At 47.2% G+C, this 15,316-nt stretch carries 15 protein-coding genes; 7 read left to right on the top strand and 8 right to left on the bottom strand.

Going from position 1 to position 15,316, the window contains the following annotated elements; genetic code table 11:
- Positions 1–81: 81 nt before the first annotated feature.
- Entirely contained in the window at positions 82–1,341 is a 1,260-nt protein-coding gene (locus BXO87_RS00780) for an ABC transporter permease (RefSeq protein ID WP_032871100.1), read from the bottom strand.
- Entirely contained in the window at positions 1,334–2,230 is an 897-nt protein-coding gene (locus BXO87_RS00775) for an ABC transporter ATP-binding protein (protein ID WP_007409231.1), read from the bottom strand. The genes BXO87_RS00780 and BXO87_RS00775 overlap by 8 nt, the downstream gene beginning before the upstream one ends.
- Positions 2,231–2,335: 105 nt before the next feature.
- On the opposite strand from BXO87_RS00775, the gene BXO87_RS00770 reads away from it, so the two are divergent.
- Positions 2,336–2,521, top strand: a complete 186-nt coding sequence (locus BXO87_RS00770; RefSeq protein WP_038457478.1) for a YhzD family protein — start codon at positions 2,336–2,338, stop codon at positions 2,519–2,521.
- Between the two features lie 24 nt (positions 2,522–2,545).
- On the opposite strand, the gene BXO87_RS00765 is transcribed toward BXO87_RS00770, so the two are convergent.
- Positions 2,546–3,313 carry an enoyl-CoA hydratase gene (locus BXO87_RS00765; protein WP_038457476.1) on the bottom strand — a complete coding sequence of 256 codons (768 nt, stop codon included), beginning with the start codon at positions 3,311–3,313 and terminating at the stop codon, positions 2,546–2,548.
- 185 nt (positions 3,314–3,498) lie between these two features.
- Between BXO87_RS00765 and BXO87_RS00760 the strand changes: the two genes are divergently transcribed.
- The 3 genes from BXO87_RS00760 to BXO87_RS00750 are packed head-to-tail and all read left to right on the top strand — an operon-like array spanning position 3,499 to position 5,600.
- Positions 3,499–3,852, top strand: a complete 354-nt coding sequence (locus BXO87_RS00760; RefSeq protein WP_014417322.1) for a hypothetical protein — start codon at positions 3,499–3,501, stop codon at positions 3,850–3,852.
- 28 nt (positions 3,853–3,880) lie between these two features.
- A complete protein-coding gene (locus BXO87_RS00755; protein ID WP_032874321.1) occupies positions 3,881–4,378 on the top strand; it encodes a cation:proton antiporter regulatory subunit in 498 nt (165 codons plus the stop codon).
- 7 nt (positions 4,379–4,385) lie between these two features.
- On the top strand, positions 4,386–5,600 hold the full coding sequence (locus tag BXO87_RS00750) for a cation:proton antiporter (protein ID WP_038457473.1): 1,215 nt from the start codon (positions 4,386–4,388) through the stop codon (positions 5,598–5,600).
- A 26-nt stretch (positions 5,601–5,626) separates the two neighbouring features.
- Here the strand turns inward: BXO87_RS00750 and BXO87_RS00745 are convergent, their stop codons facing one another.
- The 3 genes from BXO87_RS00745 to BXO87_RS00735 form a co-directional block, all read right to left on the bottom strand.
- Positions 5,627–6,916, bottom strand: coding sequence for a lysine N(6)-hydroxylase/L-ornithine N(5)-oxygenase family protein (locus BXO87_RS00745; protein WP_038457471.1), 1,290 nt, complete (start codon positions 6,914–6,916; stop codon positions 5,627–5,629).
- 101 nt (positions 6,917–7,017) lie between these two features.
- Complete coding sequence (locus BXO87_RS00740; RefSeq protein ID WP_038457470.1) at positions 7,018–8,520, bottom strand: coproporphyrinogen III oxidase; 1,503 nt, start codon at positions 8,518–8,520, stop codon at positions 7,018–7,020.
- Positions 8,521–8,632: 112 nt separating this feature from the next.
- On the bottom strand, positions 8,633–9,499 hold the full coding sequence (locus BXO87_RS00735; RefSeq protein ID WP_007409237.1) for a Cof-type HAD-IIB family hydrolase: 867 nt from the start codon (positions 9,497–9,499) through the stop codon (positions 8,633–8,635).
- 383 nt (positions 9,500–9,882) lie between these two features.
- Between BXO87_RS00735 and BXO87_RS00730 the strand changes: the two genes are divergently transcribed.
- A complete protein-coding gene (locus BXO87_RS00730) occupies positions 9,883–11,022 on the top strand; it encodes a DNA alkylation repair protein (protein WP_079891844.1) in 1,140 nt (379 codons plus the stop codon).
- Between the two features lie 38 nt (positions 11,023–11,060).
- Here the strand turns inward: BXO87_RS00730 and BXO87_RS00725 are convergent, their stop codons facing one another.
- Complete coding sequence (locus tag BXO87_RS00725) at positions 11,061–11,411, bottom strand: YlbF/YmcA family competence regulator (RefSeq protein WP_014720937.1); 351 nt, start codon at positions 11,409–11,411, stop codon at positions 11,061–11,063.
- Between the two features lie 85 nt (positions 11,412–11,496).
- Complete coding sequence (locus BXO87_RS00720) at positions 11,497–12,630, bottom strand: DUF445 domain-containing protein (protein WP_038457468.1); 1,134 nt, start codon at positions 12,628–12,630, stop codon at positions 11,497–11,499.
- Positions 12,631–12,860: 230 nt separating this feature from the next.
- Between BXO87_RS00720 and BXO87_RS00715 the strand changes: the two genes are divergently transcribed.
- Both BXO87_RS00715 and BXO87_RS00710 read left to right on the top strand, forming a co-directional pair.
- Positions 12,861–13,952: a YheC/YheD family endospore coat-associated protein gene (locus BXO87_RS00715; RefSeq protein ID WP_038457467.1), complete on the top strand. Its 1,092-nt coding sequence runs from the start codon at positions 12,861–12,863 to the stop codon at positions 13,950–13,952.
- Positions 13,942–15,300 carry a YheC/YheD family endospore coat-associated protein gene (locus BXO87_RS00710; RefSeq protein ID WP_038457465.1) on the top strand — a complete coding sequence of 453 codons (1,359 nt, stop codon included), beginning with the start codon at positions 13,942–13,944 and terminating at the stop codon, positions 15,298–15,300. The genes BXO87_RS00715 and BXO87_RS00710 overlap by 11 nt, the downstream gene beginning before the upstream one ends.
- Positions 15,301–15,316 lie beyond the last annotated feature (16 nt).

Raw genomic sequence — 15,316 nt, 5'->3', positions numbered from 1 at the left:
ACCCTTATTTTAGCACCGTTTTTATACGAATGCACGTTCTGAAAAATAAAAAAACAGCCCGGCTGTTCCGGGCTGTTTCACTTATTTTTTGGAGATGCGCAGCGCTTGTTTGATCGCTTTGAATCCGCTGGCGTTTCCGTAAATCAAAACGCCGCCTTTGTAAATTTTCGCGCCGACCGCCGCAAAGATCACGATAGTGAGCAGTGTCAGGGCGATTCCGGCCGCAGCCTGCCAAAACGGGATATCGAGCATCCCGACGCGTAAAAACATAATCATCGGCGTGAAAAACGGAATGTAAGATGTAACGGTAATAAAACCGGCGTCAGGATTGCCGATGCCGAACATGGCGATCATAAAACCTGCCACGACTAAAAAAACCATCGGCTGAATCGTCTGCTGCACGTCCTCTATCCGGCTGACAACACTGCCTAGAAACGCGGCAAGCGTCGCGTAAAGAAAATAGCCGAGCAAATAGAAAATGACGGCATAGACTATCGTTGAGACGGGAACATCCGTAAAATTGAGAAATGCACTGATCGGCGACGACGCATCATTTTGAGGGTTCAGCTTCAGTGAGAGATAACCCGCTGCAATCAGCACCGCAAACTGTGTGATCCCCACGAGCGCGATACCGAACAGTTTGGCAAACATCTGCTGAATCGGCGGCATGCTTGAAATTAAAATTTCCATGACGCGGGACGATTTTTCCGTCGCCACTTCCATCGCAATCATGCTTGCGTACATGATAACTGAGAAGTAGATGACAAACAGCATGATGTATACAAGCCCCATTACCTGACCGAGCTCTTCCTCAGACTTCGCCCCTTTTTCCAGCGCGTCTTTGCTGACTTCCGGCGGAGTGTAGAGGCTGCTGACTTTTTCTGCCGAAATGCCGAGCTTGGCGGTTTCGACAGCGGTTTTTGTCTGGGTTAAAGCCTGCTTGAGCAGTTTATACGCTGATTCATCGGAAATGGTCAGCGCCTTGTAGGCTCCTGTTATCGTACCTTTTTGATCTTGTCTGATGATAAACAGTCCGTCCCATTCACCGTCTTTGACACGCTTTACGGCATCTTTTTCGGACTCCTTCGTCTCCATTGCCTGCAGATCATTGTCTGTATCCGCCGCTTTAAGCTGTTTTGCAAACGCCGGGTACAGCCCGCCCGTTTCATCAATCACCGCGATTTGCTGCTTGCCGTCATCCGATTGAAACACGGATATAATCGACTGCAGGTTGGTCACCGCTAATACTAATAAAACGGTAATGGCGGTCGAAATAATGAATGACTTTGTCGTAATTTTGTTTTTATATGTATGGAACAGCATAATCCAAAATTTATTCATAAACGGCCCCCACCTTTTCTATAAAAATATCATGCAGTGACGGCTCTTCCAATTCGAACTTCCGTATAAAACCTTTCCCTTGCAGCGCCCGGAAAATATCCTGAGAAACCGGTTCATTCGCGACCTGCAGTCTGATCCCGTCATTTGTTTCCTTCCATTTCACGACACCTTCATGCGTTTTTAAAAAGCTGAGGTCATCATCTGAATGAACGGTGACATTTTTTTTGCCGAAAGACCGCTTAATGTCTTTCAGATTGCCTTGAACGACGGGTTTTCCCTTCTGGAGAATGCACAAATTCTCGCAAAGCTCTTCCACATGCTCCATTCGGTGGCTTGAAAAAACGATAGAAACGCCGCTGTTTTTCAAAGAAATAACCGCTTCTTTCAGCAGCTCGACATTCACCGGATCAAGACCGCTGAAAGGTTCATCGAGAATCAGCAGTTCAGGCTTATGCAGGACGGCCGAAATGAACTGGATTTTCTGCTGGTTTCCTTTCGACAGCTCTTCGACTTTTTTATTCTTGTAATCTGTAATGCCGAACCGCTCGAGCCATGTCATGAGCTCTTTTTCCGCCTCTTTTTTGCCCATTCCTTTTAATCTCGCCAGATAGACAAGCTGGTCACTCACCTTCACTTTCGGGTACAGCCCCCGCTCTTCCGGGAGATAGCCGATTTTTTCACTGATGGAATAATTGACCGGCTGCCCTTTCCAGGTGATATGCCCGTCAGTCAGGCTTAAAAGACCTAAAATCATCCGAAAGGTCGTCGTTTTTCCCGCGCCGTTTGCGCCGAGCAGCCCGAACATTTCCCTTTCAGGTATTTGCAGGTTCAAATTGTCAACAGCGGTAAAGCTGCCGAATGTTTTCGTTACGTTTTCAATTGTAAGCACGAATCCAACTCCTTCCTTGACCCATTATATACTATTAATGGGTAAAAATTAATGGAGGATTTTAAATTCTTTATTAGAATATCATTCTATAAAGGGGGTGACATGATGGGACAATATGTATTGACCGCATTCCATACGTCGGGAGAAACGCTGCTGAATGAACGGATCGAAGCAGATAATGAGGCGGAGGCGAAGGCCGCCGGAGAGGCTTTATTAAAGGAAAAAAAGCTTGAGAACAGTACTCATCGCTTGGTAAATGAAGCCGGAAAGCTGATTTTATTCCACAGATAACAGAAGCTTTCCGGCTTCTGTATTTTACCGGTTAAATTGCGGCGTCCGTTTTTCTAAAAAGGCGCGGATGCCCTCTTTATGATCATCCGTTTTTCTCATATTTTCCTGGGCCTTTCGTTCAAGAGACAAAACGTCTTTTAACCGGCTGATATGGAGGCTCTGATAAATAGCCTTCGTTTCAATCATCGCTGACAGCGGCGCATGCAGCAATCGGTCGATATACGGTTGTGCCCCCTCCGCAGGACCGCCGCTGAACAGCCCGTCGGCCAGCTTGAGCCGCACCGCTTTTTCAGCCGGCAATTTTTCACCGCTCCAAATCAGTTTTTTCGCTTCGACCTCACCGACGCGTCTCATTAATAAATAATGGCCTCCTCCGTCGGGAACCAATCCGATGCCGATGAAATTCATCGCGAGGCGGGCGTTTTCTTCGGCGAGCACCACATCGGCGCACAGCGCGAAACTCAGCCCGAGCCCCGCCGCGGCTCCGTGGATGGCGGCAATCACAATTTTTTTCATATCATAGAGGGTCAGCGTAATGGATTCGATCATTTTCATGAGCCGTTCATATTCTCCTGAATCATGATCCGACGTCATCATCTGAATATCACCGCCCGCGGAAAATCCCCGGCCTTCCCCCCGTAAAAGCACGATAAGCGCTTCGCTGTCGGCTGCCATCACGCATGCATTTTCCAATTCCCGGAGCATTTGTTCATTCAGCGCGTTGTAACTGTCAGGCCGGTTCAGCACAATCTCTGCGATCTTTCCCTTTTCTTCATAACGAATATACTGCATGTTTACATCCCCCTTGAATCCGCTTACATATTTTGTTCAAATGATATATTCCTTTCCCCGAAGCGAAACTCCTTTATTTTTCAAGGTCAACGGATACCGAAAAATGCATATCATTTGAAACTGAACATACATTTTTATATAGTGAAATTGATATACAAAACAAAAGGGGGGGAAAAACACCGATAATGAAATATGTGATACTCAGCTTGTTACTGAGCTTTTTTATGGTGCTGTTCCCCCCTTCGGATGTCGCTCTTCCTTCCCAATTGGTGACAGAAACAGACAGCCATGTACAAATTTCGGTTTACCCGCAGGAAACGGATTCGGCAAAGACGCCGGTTCAAACCAAAACCGCTCCGCAAGGCCTGTCAAAAGGATACGGTGCGTTATCCCGAATGATCTCCCTGTTATCTGTCAAACCTCTTGATCAATTCATTGATTCCACAATGGAAAGGACATGCGCCATTCCGATACAATACCAGTCAAATTACCTCCGGCATCAGACCATTTCTCATTGCCAATCTGTATTTACGGTGTAAAAAACAGTATATTCCGGAGGGATTTTTTATGAATATTAAAGAAAACGATCTGCCCGGCATCGGGAAAAAATTCGAAATCGAAACGAGAAATCATGAAAAAATGACGATCATCATTCATGATGACGGCAGGCGGGAAATTTACAGATTTGATGACCGCGACCCTGATGAGCTTCTGGCAAGCATTTCACTTGATGATGCGGAAGCAAGACAGATTGCCGCGATTATCGGCGGGATGGTGTACAAACCGCAGGCGCTTGAATCGATTGAAATGGCGTTCAGCGATCTGATTATCGAATGGTTTAAAGTTGAAAAAGGGGCAAAAGCGGCAGGGCGTACGCTCGGCGAACTGGATGTGCGCCAAAACTATGACGTGACGGTCATCGCCATCATTAAGCATGACCAGAAAAAGTTTTTAAACCCGGGCGCTGATTCGCTCCTTGAAACAAACGATACACTCGTCCTCTCAGGTGAAAGAAAGCATCTGAAAAAGCTGATCCAAGACTTCCTCTCCAGAGACGGAGTGTGATCTGTTTATGGACCATCTCGTATTTGAAGTCGGTACGGCATTAGTTCTTGTGGCCATTGCGAGTGTCATCGCCAATAAAATTAAATTCTCGATCATCCCCTTCCTGATCATTTTAGGAATGCTCGTCGGGCCGCACGCGCCCCAAGCGGGCATCATTGACCTGACGTTTATCGAAAGCCGGGAAGTGATTGAATTTTTCGGACGGATGGGCGTCCTGTTCCTCCTCTTTTACCTCGGGCTTGAATTCTCGGTCGGAAAATTAGTCAAATCCGGACGTTCAATCGCCGCCGGCGGAACGATTTATATTCTGATTAATTTCAGTTTAGGGCTGATCTACGGCTTTATCACGGGCTTTTCCTTTTTGGAAGTGCTTGTATTGGCGGGCGTCATCACGATATCATCAAGCGCCATTGTCGCAAAGGTGCTTGTCGACTTAAAGCGCACGGCCAATCCGGAAACGGAGCTGATTCTCGGCATCATTATGTTTGAGGATATCTTTCTGGCGGTTTACTTATCCGTCGTTTCCGGGCTTGTTCTGGGAGACGCGACGTCTGTCGGAGGCGCGCTGATGTCAATCGTGATCGCTTTCGGATATATGCTGCTGTTTTTCATTGCCGCTCGGAAATTGCCGCCTCTGCTGAACAAGCTGCTTGATATCCGTTCAAACGAGGTATTTTCCATCGTCATTTTCGCCGCGCTCTTTTTCATTGCCGGCTTTTCCGAAACGATTCATGTCGCTGAAGCGATCGGCGCGCTCTTGCTCGGACTCGTGTTTTCGGAGACGGCCCATTCTGACAGGATTGAGCATCTTGTCGTGCCGTTCCGTGACTTTTTCGGGGCCATGTTTTTCTTCAGCTTCGGTCTGAGCATTGATCCGTTTTCACTCGGAGATGCGGTATGGCTCGCCCTCGGCGCCGTTCTGCTGACGATTGCCGGAAACTTTATCGCCGGCATGATCGCCGGGCGCCGGGCGGGGCTTTCTCATAAAGCATCGTCCAATATCGGGCTGACCATTGTGTCCCGCGGCGAATTCTCTATTATCGTCGCAAATCTCGGCATCGCCGGCGGCCTGTCCGCTTCACTTAAACCTTTCGCCGCCTTATATGTTCTGATACTGGCCATCTTCGGCCCTTTACTCACGAAAGAATCGAAGCGGATATATCTCCTGTTGAACAGCGTGTTCAAATGGAAGACGCCTGAAAAGAAGCAGCAGAAATCATAAAAAAAAGCTGACCTCTTCATAAGAGGTCAGTTTTTTTGAGCGGGAAGAAATTGCTGAAAAGCCGTTTTTTTATTAATGGAGAAATGCTCTTTTCCCAGAATGGTATTGATGATTTTTTGGTTTCTGTAAACAGACAGCTTCAAATTCGTAGCGCCCGTTCCGTGAGCATGATCAAGATTCGTTAATGTGAAAAAATGATGCCGCCTGTCGTCCTTAAAGACAAGACGGGAATCTGCCGTCACTTTAAACCGTTTCTCATCCTCCCATTCGATATCGGGGGCAATTGCCGTAAACCATTCCGGAATATGAGGTTTAAAACCGGTCGCCAATATCACTTTTTCTGAATCGGCCGTAAAGGTTTCATCCATCTGCCATTGATGAAAGCTCAGTACGCAGCGCCCGTTTTGCTTTTCGATTTTTTCAAGCTCCGCCATCGGCTGAATATACACGTCAGGCGAACCTCCGCTGATCGATCTGTGATACAGGGCATCGTAAATGGCGGCAAGTGTGTCAGAATCAATGCCGTGGCGCAGTCCGTCCAGCTCAGGGAGTGTGTTCAGCCGTTCTTTAAAAGGCAGGCGGTTAAAATATTCCACATAATCAGGTGTAAACATTTCCTGCCCGAGCTTGGCGGTTTCCAATTCTCGAAATCCGGCGGAGCGTGTCACCCATTGCAGCCGGCTGCGGCGGTATTGTTCATCGTGCAATAAGTCAGAAAAGATCTCCGCGGCGCTCTGTCCGGAACCGACCACTGTAATTGATTCGGCGCCGGCGAGCTCGTCTTTCCGAAACAAATATTCCGTGCTGACCATCGTGTCCTGACGCGCTTCGTCAGCAATCTCTGCGGGAATAAGCGGCTCAGACCCCGTCCCCATGACGAAATGCTTCGTTTGATAGACACTGATGCTTCCGTCCTCAATGTTCTTGACGCTGACGTCATAATGGTCGCCGGCATTTTTCACACCGATTACCTCTGAGCCGAAACGGCATGATTTGATTTCTGAAGCCGCCCAGCTCAAATAGTCGTTAAATTCCCGTCTCGGAATATCAAATTCATTAAACGTATAAAACCGGTACAGCCGGTCATGTTCATGGAGAAAGTTTAAAAACGTGTAGCGGCTTTTCGGATCGGCGAGCGTGACCAGGTCCGCCAGAAACGCCACCTGTAAATCCGTCCCTTTAATTAATAGACCGGGATGCCACGCAAATTCTTTCTTTTTATCGAAAAAAAGAGCGTCTGTTCCTGGTATATCCTCTAACAATGCGGCAAGCCCTAAATTAAACGGCCCGATTCCCGCTCCTATGACATCATACATAATTACACCTCTTACGAATAACAGTCTGATGGTCTTTTCCCGTTTTTGCAGACGGTTAAACATAAAAAAAACGGCACGCTGATTCCGTGCCGTTTTTGATATTATAATGCAGATTTGACGAACATCTCATCTAAGTATTTGATTTTCTCTTCTGTATAATGCTCGAATCGGTCATTATATGATTTCGGATCTTTCGGATTGGCGAAGTGCGTGATTTTTCCGGTTTCCGGATGAATGAATTTGCTTGCCGCGCCGCAGCCGATACCGATAATCGTCTGCACTTCTTCCATAATCATAATGTTGTAGATGCTTTCCTGACCAGGGAAGGAGTAGCCGACATTTTCAAGGTTTCCGAGAATGTTTTTCTGCCGGTACAAGTAGTACGGCGTATAGCCGTGCTCTTTTGTCCAGCGGACGGCGTCATCCATCATGCGGGACACTTCCTGTCTGTCGGCAACTTTATACTTATGCTTGTTTCTCGTCATTTCTGACGCCCGTTTAAAAGAAAGCGTATGAACGGTCAAAGATTCAGGCATCAGCTTTTCCGTTTCCTCAAGACTGTGCCTGAACTCAGCCGTCCCTTCTCCCGGCAGGCCGATGATCAGGTCCATGTTGATGTTATTCATGCCGTGTTTGCGGGAAAGATGATATTTTTCGATGGTTTCTTCAACTGTATGGTGTCTGCCGATGGCCTTAAGCGTTTCGTTTTCATAAGATTGCGGGTTAATGCTGATTCTGTCAATCTTATACTTATTTAAAACGGCCAGCTTTTCCTCCGTAATCGTGTCGGGACGGCCCGCTTCAACGGTAATCTCCCTGATATTCGCGACATCCGGGAAAGAGCGGACCATTTCTTCATATAAAAGATCCATTTCCTCAGCGGTAATGCTTGTCGGCGTGCCGCCGCCGAAATAAATGGTCGTCACTTTGATATCATGCTGTTTCAGCCATTCTCCGATTTTCTGCATTTCATAGTGAAGCCCCCATAAAAAGGAGCCGACTCTTCCCGCCTGTCCTTGAATGGCATAAGCCGGAAACGTGCAGTAGGCGCATTTCGTCGGGCAGAACGGGATGCCGATATATATGCTGACTTCATCTTTGACCCGGTACAGATCGGGAACCGCCGCGAGCTGACGGTCGACAATCTCCTGCATCAGATTGATTTTTTCATCATGGATCAGATAATCTTTTTTCAGATCGGCGTGCGCCTCTTCTTTTGTCAGGCCGCTCTGCAGCTTTTTATGAAGAAGTTTAGTAGGCCTGATGCCGGTTAAGATTCCCCATTTTTGTGTCATGCCCGTATGCGATTGAAGAAGATTTAAGTAGACGTACGACAGGGTGTTTTTCACCTGTTTAAATACTTCTTTTTCGCTCCATCCGGCAAGAAGCGGTTTCGTATGATGTTCCTTTTCGCCGGTTCCTTTGATTTCTCCGGATACCGACACGCTGTCTGCATCTTGAGAAATGGCAAGTGAGATGACGAGATCAGAGGGTTCCTCCGTTTCGCCGTACGCAAGAACACACTCTTCAAAAAACAAATTCGCGATGTTTTGCAGCGGACGATGCAGCCTGTCATCCGTGATGCCGTCTATTTTTATTTGCAATGTGATCACCTTATTTTTCAGATTCAAAACTTTCTTTAGTGTACAGAAAGAACAGGCTAAAATCAATCCGCGAAAAAGCCGCAGACCGGCGGTTCGCGTCTGCGGCTCTTGATTACGGCCGTTTCATATGGAACTTATCGAGAAAGCCTTTGCGGTGCTGCATGCGGAAATATTCCTTAATCATATAGGCGACTCCCTGTTCATCATTTGACCTTGTCACCCAGTCCGCTTTTCTTTTTAATTCATTTGAGGCATTCCCCATCGCGACGCCGAGACCGGCCAGCTCGATCATCGGCAGATCATCTTCCTGATGGCCGATAGCCACAACCTCTTCCATTGAAAGTCCGAGATCAGCGGCGACCATCGAAAGTCCGCTTTCTTTTGAAACCCCTTTAGGCACGATGTTCAGTTTTTCTCCGTTGACGCGGATCACATCGACGGCCGGGAATGCTTTCATTATCGTATCCGTTATATCAGCCTGCAGGCCATCTTCGGCATGCACTTCAATGACGGGCGCTGAAACCGGCTCATCAAGGAGCAGGTCACTTAATGATTCGACAAACTGCACCGGATAAAAAATCGGGTCAGACGGGTGAATCATCGTTTTCCCGACCAGATTGGAGTTCACTTTCTTCTTGTTTCCGATCGAATATTTTTCGTGAAGAAGCCGGATATTGCATGGATAGCTTTCCAGCACCTGAACAATATTAAACGTGTGATCTTCTGATATTTTCTTTTCAAAAAACGGCTCATCTATTTTTTCAGAAATGTATGCGCCGCTGTGGGTAATCAATTTCGCATTCAGCTTTAATATTTTCGCCACTTTTTGAGCGGAGCGAAAATGGCGGTTTGTGACCAGTGTGACGTAAATTCCTTTTTTCTTGACGTATTCGATGGCATCCTTTGTCGTCTGATGAAGTTTGCCGTTGGAGCGAAGAAGCGCTCCGTCTATATTTAACGCCAGCATTTGTTTTGACACAGAGAAGTCCCCCTCCTTGATGACTGTACTTGTCATTAGGATATGACCCTGTCTCTTTGTTTAGAACAACCTTTTCTCCGCAGCAAAAAAGCCTGCCTCAAGCAGACTTTGAACTGTCGTTTTGTTGGGATACGATCGATTTGCTGCCTTCTCCCCAATGTGTATTTCTATTTACGAAATATATCAGGAACCCCTTATTTGACCGTTGATGCGCTCGTTTCACTTACTCTCTGTTGCTACCCCTTAACATACCAGGCAGTATAGGCGACCGTATCCTTAGATCATCTGTAAGTGTAGGCGCTTTCAGAGTTATTATCTCAATTATATTGTTAAAAAACAAGGGTTTTTTTAACTAAAAAAATCAGAGGATATATCTATGCTGAATGTATGATAAAGTTGAAAGGGAACGTACATTCTCATATAATAAAAGAAAAAAAGCGGTGACTGTCATGTCTCTATTAAAAGATATTTATAACGAAGAATTTGCAGAAGCACTTCTGAACAGAATCAAATCGGCGTATCCGGCTTTTGAGCGGGACAAGTGCCGGGCGCTGATGTTTCAGGAAGATTGGCCCGGACTGACGTTAAAACAGCGGATGCGCCGGATCACAGACTCTTTATATGAAACACTGCCGAAGGATTACATACGGGCGCTTGACGTCTTATACGAGACAGCTCCCCACTTCTCAGGGCTCGCCGGGATTATTTTTCCCGATTATGTCCAACAGTACGGAACGGATCACTGGGACGAATCAATGAAGGCGCTTCAGTATTTCACTCGTTTTTCCACTTCCGAATTTGCGGTCCGCCCGTATATCAGGCTTGACCGGGAGCGGATGTTCAAAGAGTTCCTTTCCTGGACGGAGCATCCGGACGAACATGTCAGAAGGCTTGCCAGCGAAGGCTCAAGACCGCGCCTGCCATGGGGAATCTCTATTCCGGCTCTTCTTGACGAGCCTTCTCCGATTCTCCCTGTTCTGGACCGCTTGATGCAGGATGACTCGTTATATGTCAGAAAAAGCGTGGCGAATAACCTGAATGACATCTCCAAAACACATCCGGATCTTCTGGTACAGATCGCAGCCGAGCGGTTCGGAAGCTGTCCACACACGGACTGGATTTTGAAGCACGCCTGCAGGACACTGTTAAAAAGAGGAGACAAACAGGCACTTGCGGTTTTCGGGTTTGAAGACGCCTCCCGGATTTCATTGGAACGTTTTACATTGAATTCGGAAACGGCCGCCATCGGAACAAGCATACATTTTTCTTTTCAGATCCGCTCATCCGCCCGGCAAAAAGTCAGGGTTGAATACGCGATTGATTTTGTAAAGAAAAGGGGGCACCGCAGCCGCAAGGTGTTTAAGGTGTCGGAGTCCGCCATGGATAACGGAGACGTAAAAGCCTTCAGCAAACATCATTCCCTTAAAGATTTAACCACCCGCAAGCATTATCGGGGAATTCACACTCTGTCTGTCATCATTAACGGTACGGTAAAAGGTTCGCTTGATTTTTCTATTGAATAAAAAAACCCCTCCATTTCATAGATGGAGGGGTGTGGAGCTTATTCCGGGCTGCCGTAAAGCTCTTCAAGAGGTTTCATAATGATTTTGTTTAACTCGCCGATCAGCATGCTCATGCGCTGTTCCGCTTCCATCAGCTGAGAAATCAATTCATGCTGCTGTACGAGAGCAACCGTTTTTTGTGCCTGCTCTACCTCTTCCTGAGTGATTTCTTCACCTGACATCTGTTTCTGCTGCAGCTGCAGCTGTACATTGCGGAAGTTATCAAACATGCGTTTTGCGGATTCATCTGCGTTTACTTGATCATAAAGCCCTCTCAGACGGCTGTATTCATCACTGTTTCGCAAAGCTTTTTCAAGATCATATGCTGCATCATAAAAATGAACTGCCATAGTAACCGCTCCTTTCTTCCTTTCGGACATACCACTCCACTATAACAGACTGCGGAGCGACTTTCATCATCGGCGTATGTTTTCCTTAGAAAAGAATGACAAACAAAGCCTGAATTGCTCCGATTATCCCGCCGAGCAGACCGCCTAAATACGTTATCATCTTAAATTCTCTCTTGGAAATCGACAGCACCATTTCCTCCAGCCGTTCAACGGGAAACTGATCAACCTGCTCTTTGACCACTTCCTCAAGACGCAGCCGTTTCAGCACATCCTCCAAATGAGCGGCAATACTGCCGAGTGCCGCATCAAGCAGCTTCGGCGCGTACGTTCCCGTAATCTCCCCTTCATAACGGGAGATGATGTCACCGAGCCGGCATTCGAAAAAGGGCGCGGTTTGAAGTGCGGCCAAAGCCCGCTTTTTCATGCTGAACAGCAGATCTTTCGCATTCCACTTTTCATCGGCCTCATAAAGTGTATAAGATTTGAGCTTGCCCCATTCTTGAGAAAGCAGATCAGCCAGAAGCTTTTTCGTTTCCTCATTGCGCAAAAACTTTAACAGCTCAGGCAGCACACGGTCTGCCAAGCTTGAATTGCCGAGGAACATCTGCACCATGCTGCCGAGCATCCCCCGGGAATTCAAAAAGTCGTCAATCATATTTCCGAGCCTTTCTTTCCCTTCTTCGCTCTCAAAATAATCAATGCTCCGCTTCAGAATATAATCTGCGGCCAGCGGGACTTTTTCATCCAGCTTTTCCTGAAGCTCATCAGGAAGCCAGTCTTTTATGGCGCGGTGCTCATATTTCCGGTACAGTTCCGAAAGCTTTTCATCGGTAAAACGGTCAATCCAGGCATCCGTCTTTTCCTGCGGATTCCGGATGCCCGCGGCGGCCAAAGCTTCGTGCACCGTCATCTCGGAAGCGGCCATTTTTTGCGTGAATTGTTCGGCGAAAAGAAGCGCCTGGTTTTTAACGGTATCTGATAAAAGCCGCTTTTTTATTCCTTCCGGGGTTAAAAGGTGGTTCGTCACCATGAGCCCCATTTGTTTTGCCAATTCATCCCGTCTTTTCGGGATCAGCCCCGGCGTAAACGGAACCCGTTTTCCGAACAGGTAATACGGCCGGTACGGACGAAATAACATCTGAATGGCAAGATGATTCGTCACCGCGCCGATCGCGGCTCCGATCACAATCATAAATAGAAACGTTCCTGCTATGCCCATTCCTTTTCTTCTGCCTCCATCTTATGTTCTATTTTCTTGATGATATATCTATTCGTATTATAGAGGCTGGCGGGCATGCGGGCAAATGAAGAACCTGAATTGTTGTTTGTGAGGAATAAGGCAAGATGCTGTTTCGTACTCTTTACAGTAGATCATCTTTTATGATGCGCTTAGCATGGATGGAAGGGCCGTTCCATCAGCGGCTTTTTGAATAAAGGGGGAGTAATAATATGACAACACTCGGTTTTATGTCTGTATCCCGCCGGCACGAGGAAGATTACGCCGGGGAATTGGCTGAAAGAGCGCCTCAATATAATGTGCGCTTAGCCCGCTTTACACCGTTTGATATATTTCCGGATTCTTTGCGCGTGAAAGCGCTCGTCTATCACCCGCAAAGCGGAAAGTGGAACGAAACGGAAATCGATATTCCCGAATATATTTACGACCGCTGTTTTTACGGAAAATCCGCTGAAGCGCAAAAAGCCAAACCGATCGTCGAATGGCTGAAAAAATATCCGAAAACGGAATTTATCGGCCGGGGGCTTCCTGATAAATGGACGATCACGGATGCGCTCCAAAAGCATCATCTGATCAGTCCCTATATTCCTGAAACGGCCGAAGTCAGCCGCTATGAACAGGTGCAATCATACTTAGCCAAGGAAAAAGCATGTATACTTAAGCCCGCTTTCGGCGCGGGAGGCAGAGGCATCATCCTGCTTGAAACAGGCAAAAAATCAATTACGGCCACTTACTATATCGGAAAAAACAAACAAACAAAATCATTTTCCAATCACGTGTCTTTTAAGTCTTGGTGCAAAAAAGTGCTGCAGCACCGCTATTTGCTTCAATCCTACTTAAATATCCAGGATAAAGAGCGGCATCCGTGCGACATCCGCATTTTCATGCGTAAAACTGAGTCAGGCGTTTGGGAAACGGTCGGAAAAGCGGTCAGAAGGGGTTATCAGAACGGTCTTTTATCTCATTTGCCCGGAGGATCCGAACCGATTAAGTTTGACACATGGTTTGAGGAAATTCCGAGAAAGCAGCAGGCCGTTTTATTGGATGATGTCTTTTCGATCACCCAATCCGTCCCTTATTTCCTTGATGAACGGTTCGGACCGCTGTTTGAGCTGGGGCTCGATATTTGTTATGCCAAAGACGGACGCATCTGGCTTTTGGATGTCAATTCAAAGCCGGGACGGAAAGCTATTTTAAGCGTGGCTCCGGAGGCGAAAGAGGATTTGTATACGGGTCCGCTGAGACGCTTCCGCGAACTTCAGTCACAGGAAAGCCGGAAAGGAGTATTACCGCGTGAATCATAAAGGGATGATTGTCGGCATCGATAAAAAAAGCAAAAATACGCTGTTTCTCCCCTCCTCCATGAAACGGGAAGGGCTTTTATCCGCTGCCTTCGGGACCAAGGTTGTCAAATGCCGTGTAGCCTTTTCTCAATCACTTGAAAAAAGCGCGCTCCTTTCTGAAGATTTGTTTGAGGAGCTGTTGATACCGCATAAAAGCCGGGCTGACTTTCTCATACACGGCCAGACGGTGCACATCGGACCGCTGATCGGCGTTTTCACAGCCGGGTTCACATCATCGCCGTCCCGCCCATTAAGAGACCGTACAGCCTTCTTTTCCAAGATGCTCTCTCTTCATGAACAGGCGAACGGATATTGTTTCGTTTTCGGGGCCCATCAGATCAACTGGGAAGAAGGCACCGTCCAAGCGCTGATTTATAAAGAAAACAGCTGGAAACGGACGGCCGTCCCGCTTCCGAATGTCGTATATGACAGGCTCCCCAGCCGAAAAACAGAAGGAGTTCCGCTTTTACAGCAGACAAAACAGAGGCTGATGAATGACTATCAGATTCCGTGGTTTAATCCGCAATTCTTTAATAAATGGGACATTCATAAGCTTCTGGAAAAAAACAGCCTCACCGCTTCACTTCTGCCAAAATCTGTCCTGCACCCGAATGCAGAAGCGTTAGAGACGTTATGCAGCACGTTTGACACCGTCTATATCAAACCTGCAGACGGCGCACTCGGCACGGGGATTTACAAGGTGGAAAAAACAGATGCCGGCTTATCTGTCAAACACACGAATGAGGAAAAAACGGTGGTGACGGCAGAGTATTCAGATGCGGCATCCTTCATGACAGCATTTAAAGAAAACAATGACCCGTCCGCATTTTTAATTCAGCAAGGCATTGACCTGATCCGGCTGGATGGGCGCCCCGTCGATTTCAGGGTGCACACGAATAAAAACGCCGAGGGGAAATGGACAGTGACGGCCATTGCGGCAAAAATTTCAGGTGAAAACAGCATCACGACGCATCTGGCAACCGGCGGAGAAGTCATGACGTTAGCTGAATTATACGGCGATCCGAGAGAGAGAGTCGGCATGATGCGGAAACTTTCAAAAGCCGCCTTGGCGGTCAGCCGAGTGTTAAATGAGCACATTGAAGGTTTTATCGGCGAAATCGGTTTTGACCTCGGCGTCGATCATTCAGGGAAAGTTTGGATGTTTGAAGCCAATTCCCGCCCCGGGCGCAGCATTTTTTCCCATCCGAAGCTGAGATCGGTCGATTACCTGACAAAACGGAGAAATTTTGAATACGCGTCGTATTTATCAGAACGGTCCATCACCGCCCCGGAAAAACTTTGGCGGTGAGGCTGTCTTTTTTTAG

The organism is Bacillus sp. GZB, assembly GCF_001975995.1.
GTDB lineage: Bacteria > Bacillota > Bacilli > Bacillales > Bacillaceae > Bacillus > Bacillus velezensis.
The sequence above is the reverse complement of the archived record's forward strand: the minus strand, read 5'-3'. Positions and strand labels throughout refer to the sequence as shown.

What these genes read in the sequence shown, in the direction of transcription:
- BXO87_RS00780 (WP_032871100.1), bottom strand. Translation starts at nt 1,341, where the DNA reads ATGAATAAATTTTGGATTATGCTGTTCCATACATATAAAAACAAAATT.
- BXO87_RS00725 (WP_014720937.1), bottom strand. Translation starts at nt 11,411, where the DNA reads ATGGCAGTTCATTTTTATGATGCAGCATATGATCTTGAAAAAGCTTTG.
- BXO87_RS00765 (WP_038457476.1), bottom strand. Translation starts at nt 3,313, where the DNA reads ATGCAGTATATTCGTTATGAAGAAAAGGGAAAGATCGCAGAGATTGTG.
- BXO87_RS00715 (WP_038457467.1), top strand. Translation starts at nt 12,861, where the DNA reads ATGACAACACTCGGTTTTATGTCTGTATCCCGCCGGCACGAGGAAGAT.
- BXO87_RS00755 (WP_032874321.1), top strand. Translation starts at nt 3,881, where the DNA reads ATGAATATTAAAGAAAACGATCTGCCCGGCATCGGGAAAAAATTCGAA.
- BXO87_RS00770 (WP_038457478.1), top strand. Translation starts at nt 2,336, where the DNA reads ATGGGACAATATGTATTGACCGCATTCCATACGTCGGGAGAAACGCTG.
- BXO87_RS00745 (WP_038457471.1), bottom strand. Translation starts at nt 6,916, where the DNA reads ATGTATGATGTCATAGGAGCGGGAATCGGGCCGTTTAATTTAGGGCTT.
- BXO87_RS00730 (WP_079891844.1), top strand. Translation starts at nt 9,883, where the DNA reads ATGTATGATAAAGTTGAAAGGGAACGTACATTCTCATATAATAAAAGA.
- BXO87_RS00720 (WP_038457468.1), bottom strand. Translation starts at nt 12,630, where the DNA reads ATGGGCATAGCAGGAACGTTTCTATTTATGATTGTGATCGGAGCCGCG.
- BXO87_RS00750 (WP_038457473.1), top strand. Translation starts at nt 4,386, where the DNA reads ATGGACCATCTCGTATTTGAAGTCGGTACGGCATTAGTTCTTGTGGCC.
- BXO87_RS00760 (WP_014417322.1), top strand. Translation starts at nt 3,499, where the DNA reads ATGAAATATGTGATACTCAGCTTGTTACTGAGCTTTTTTATGGTGCTG.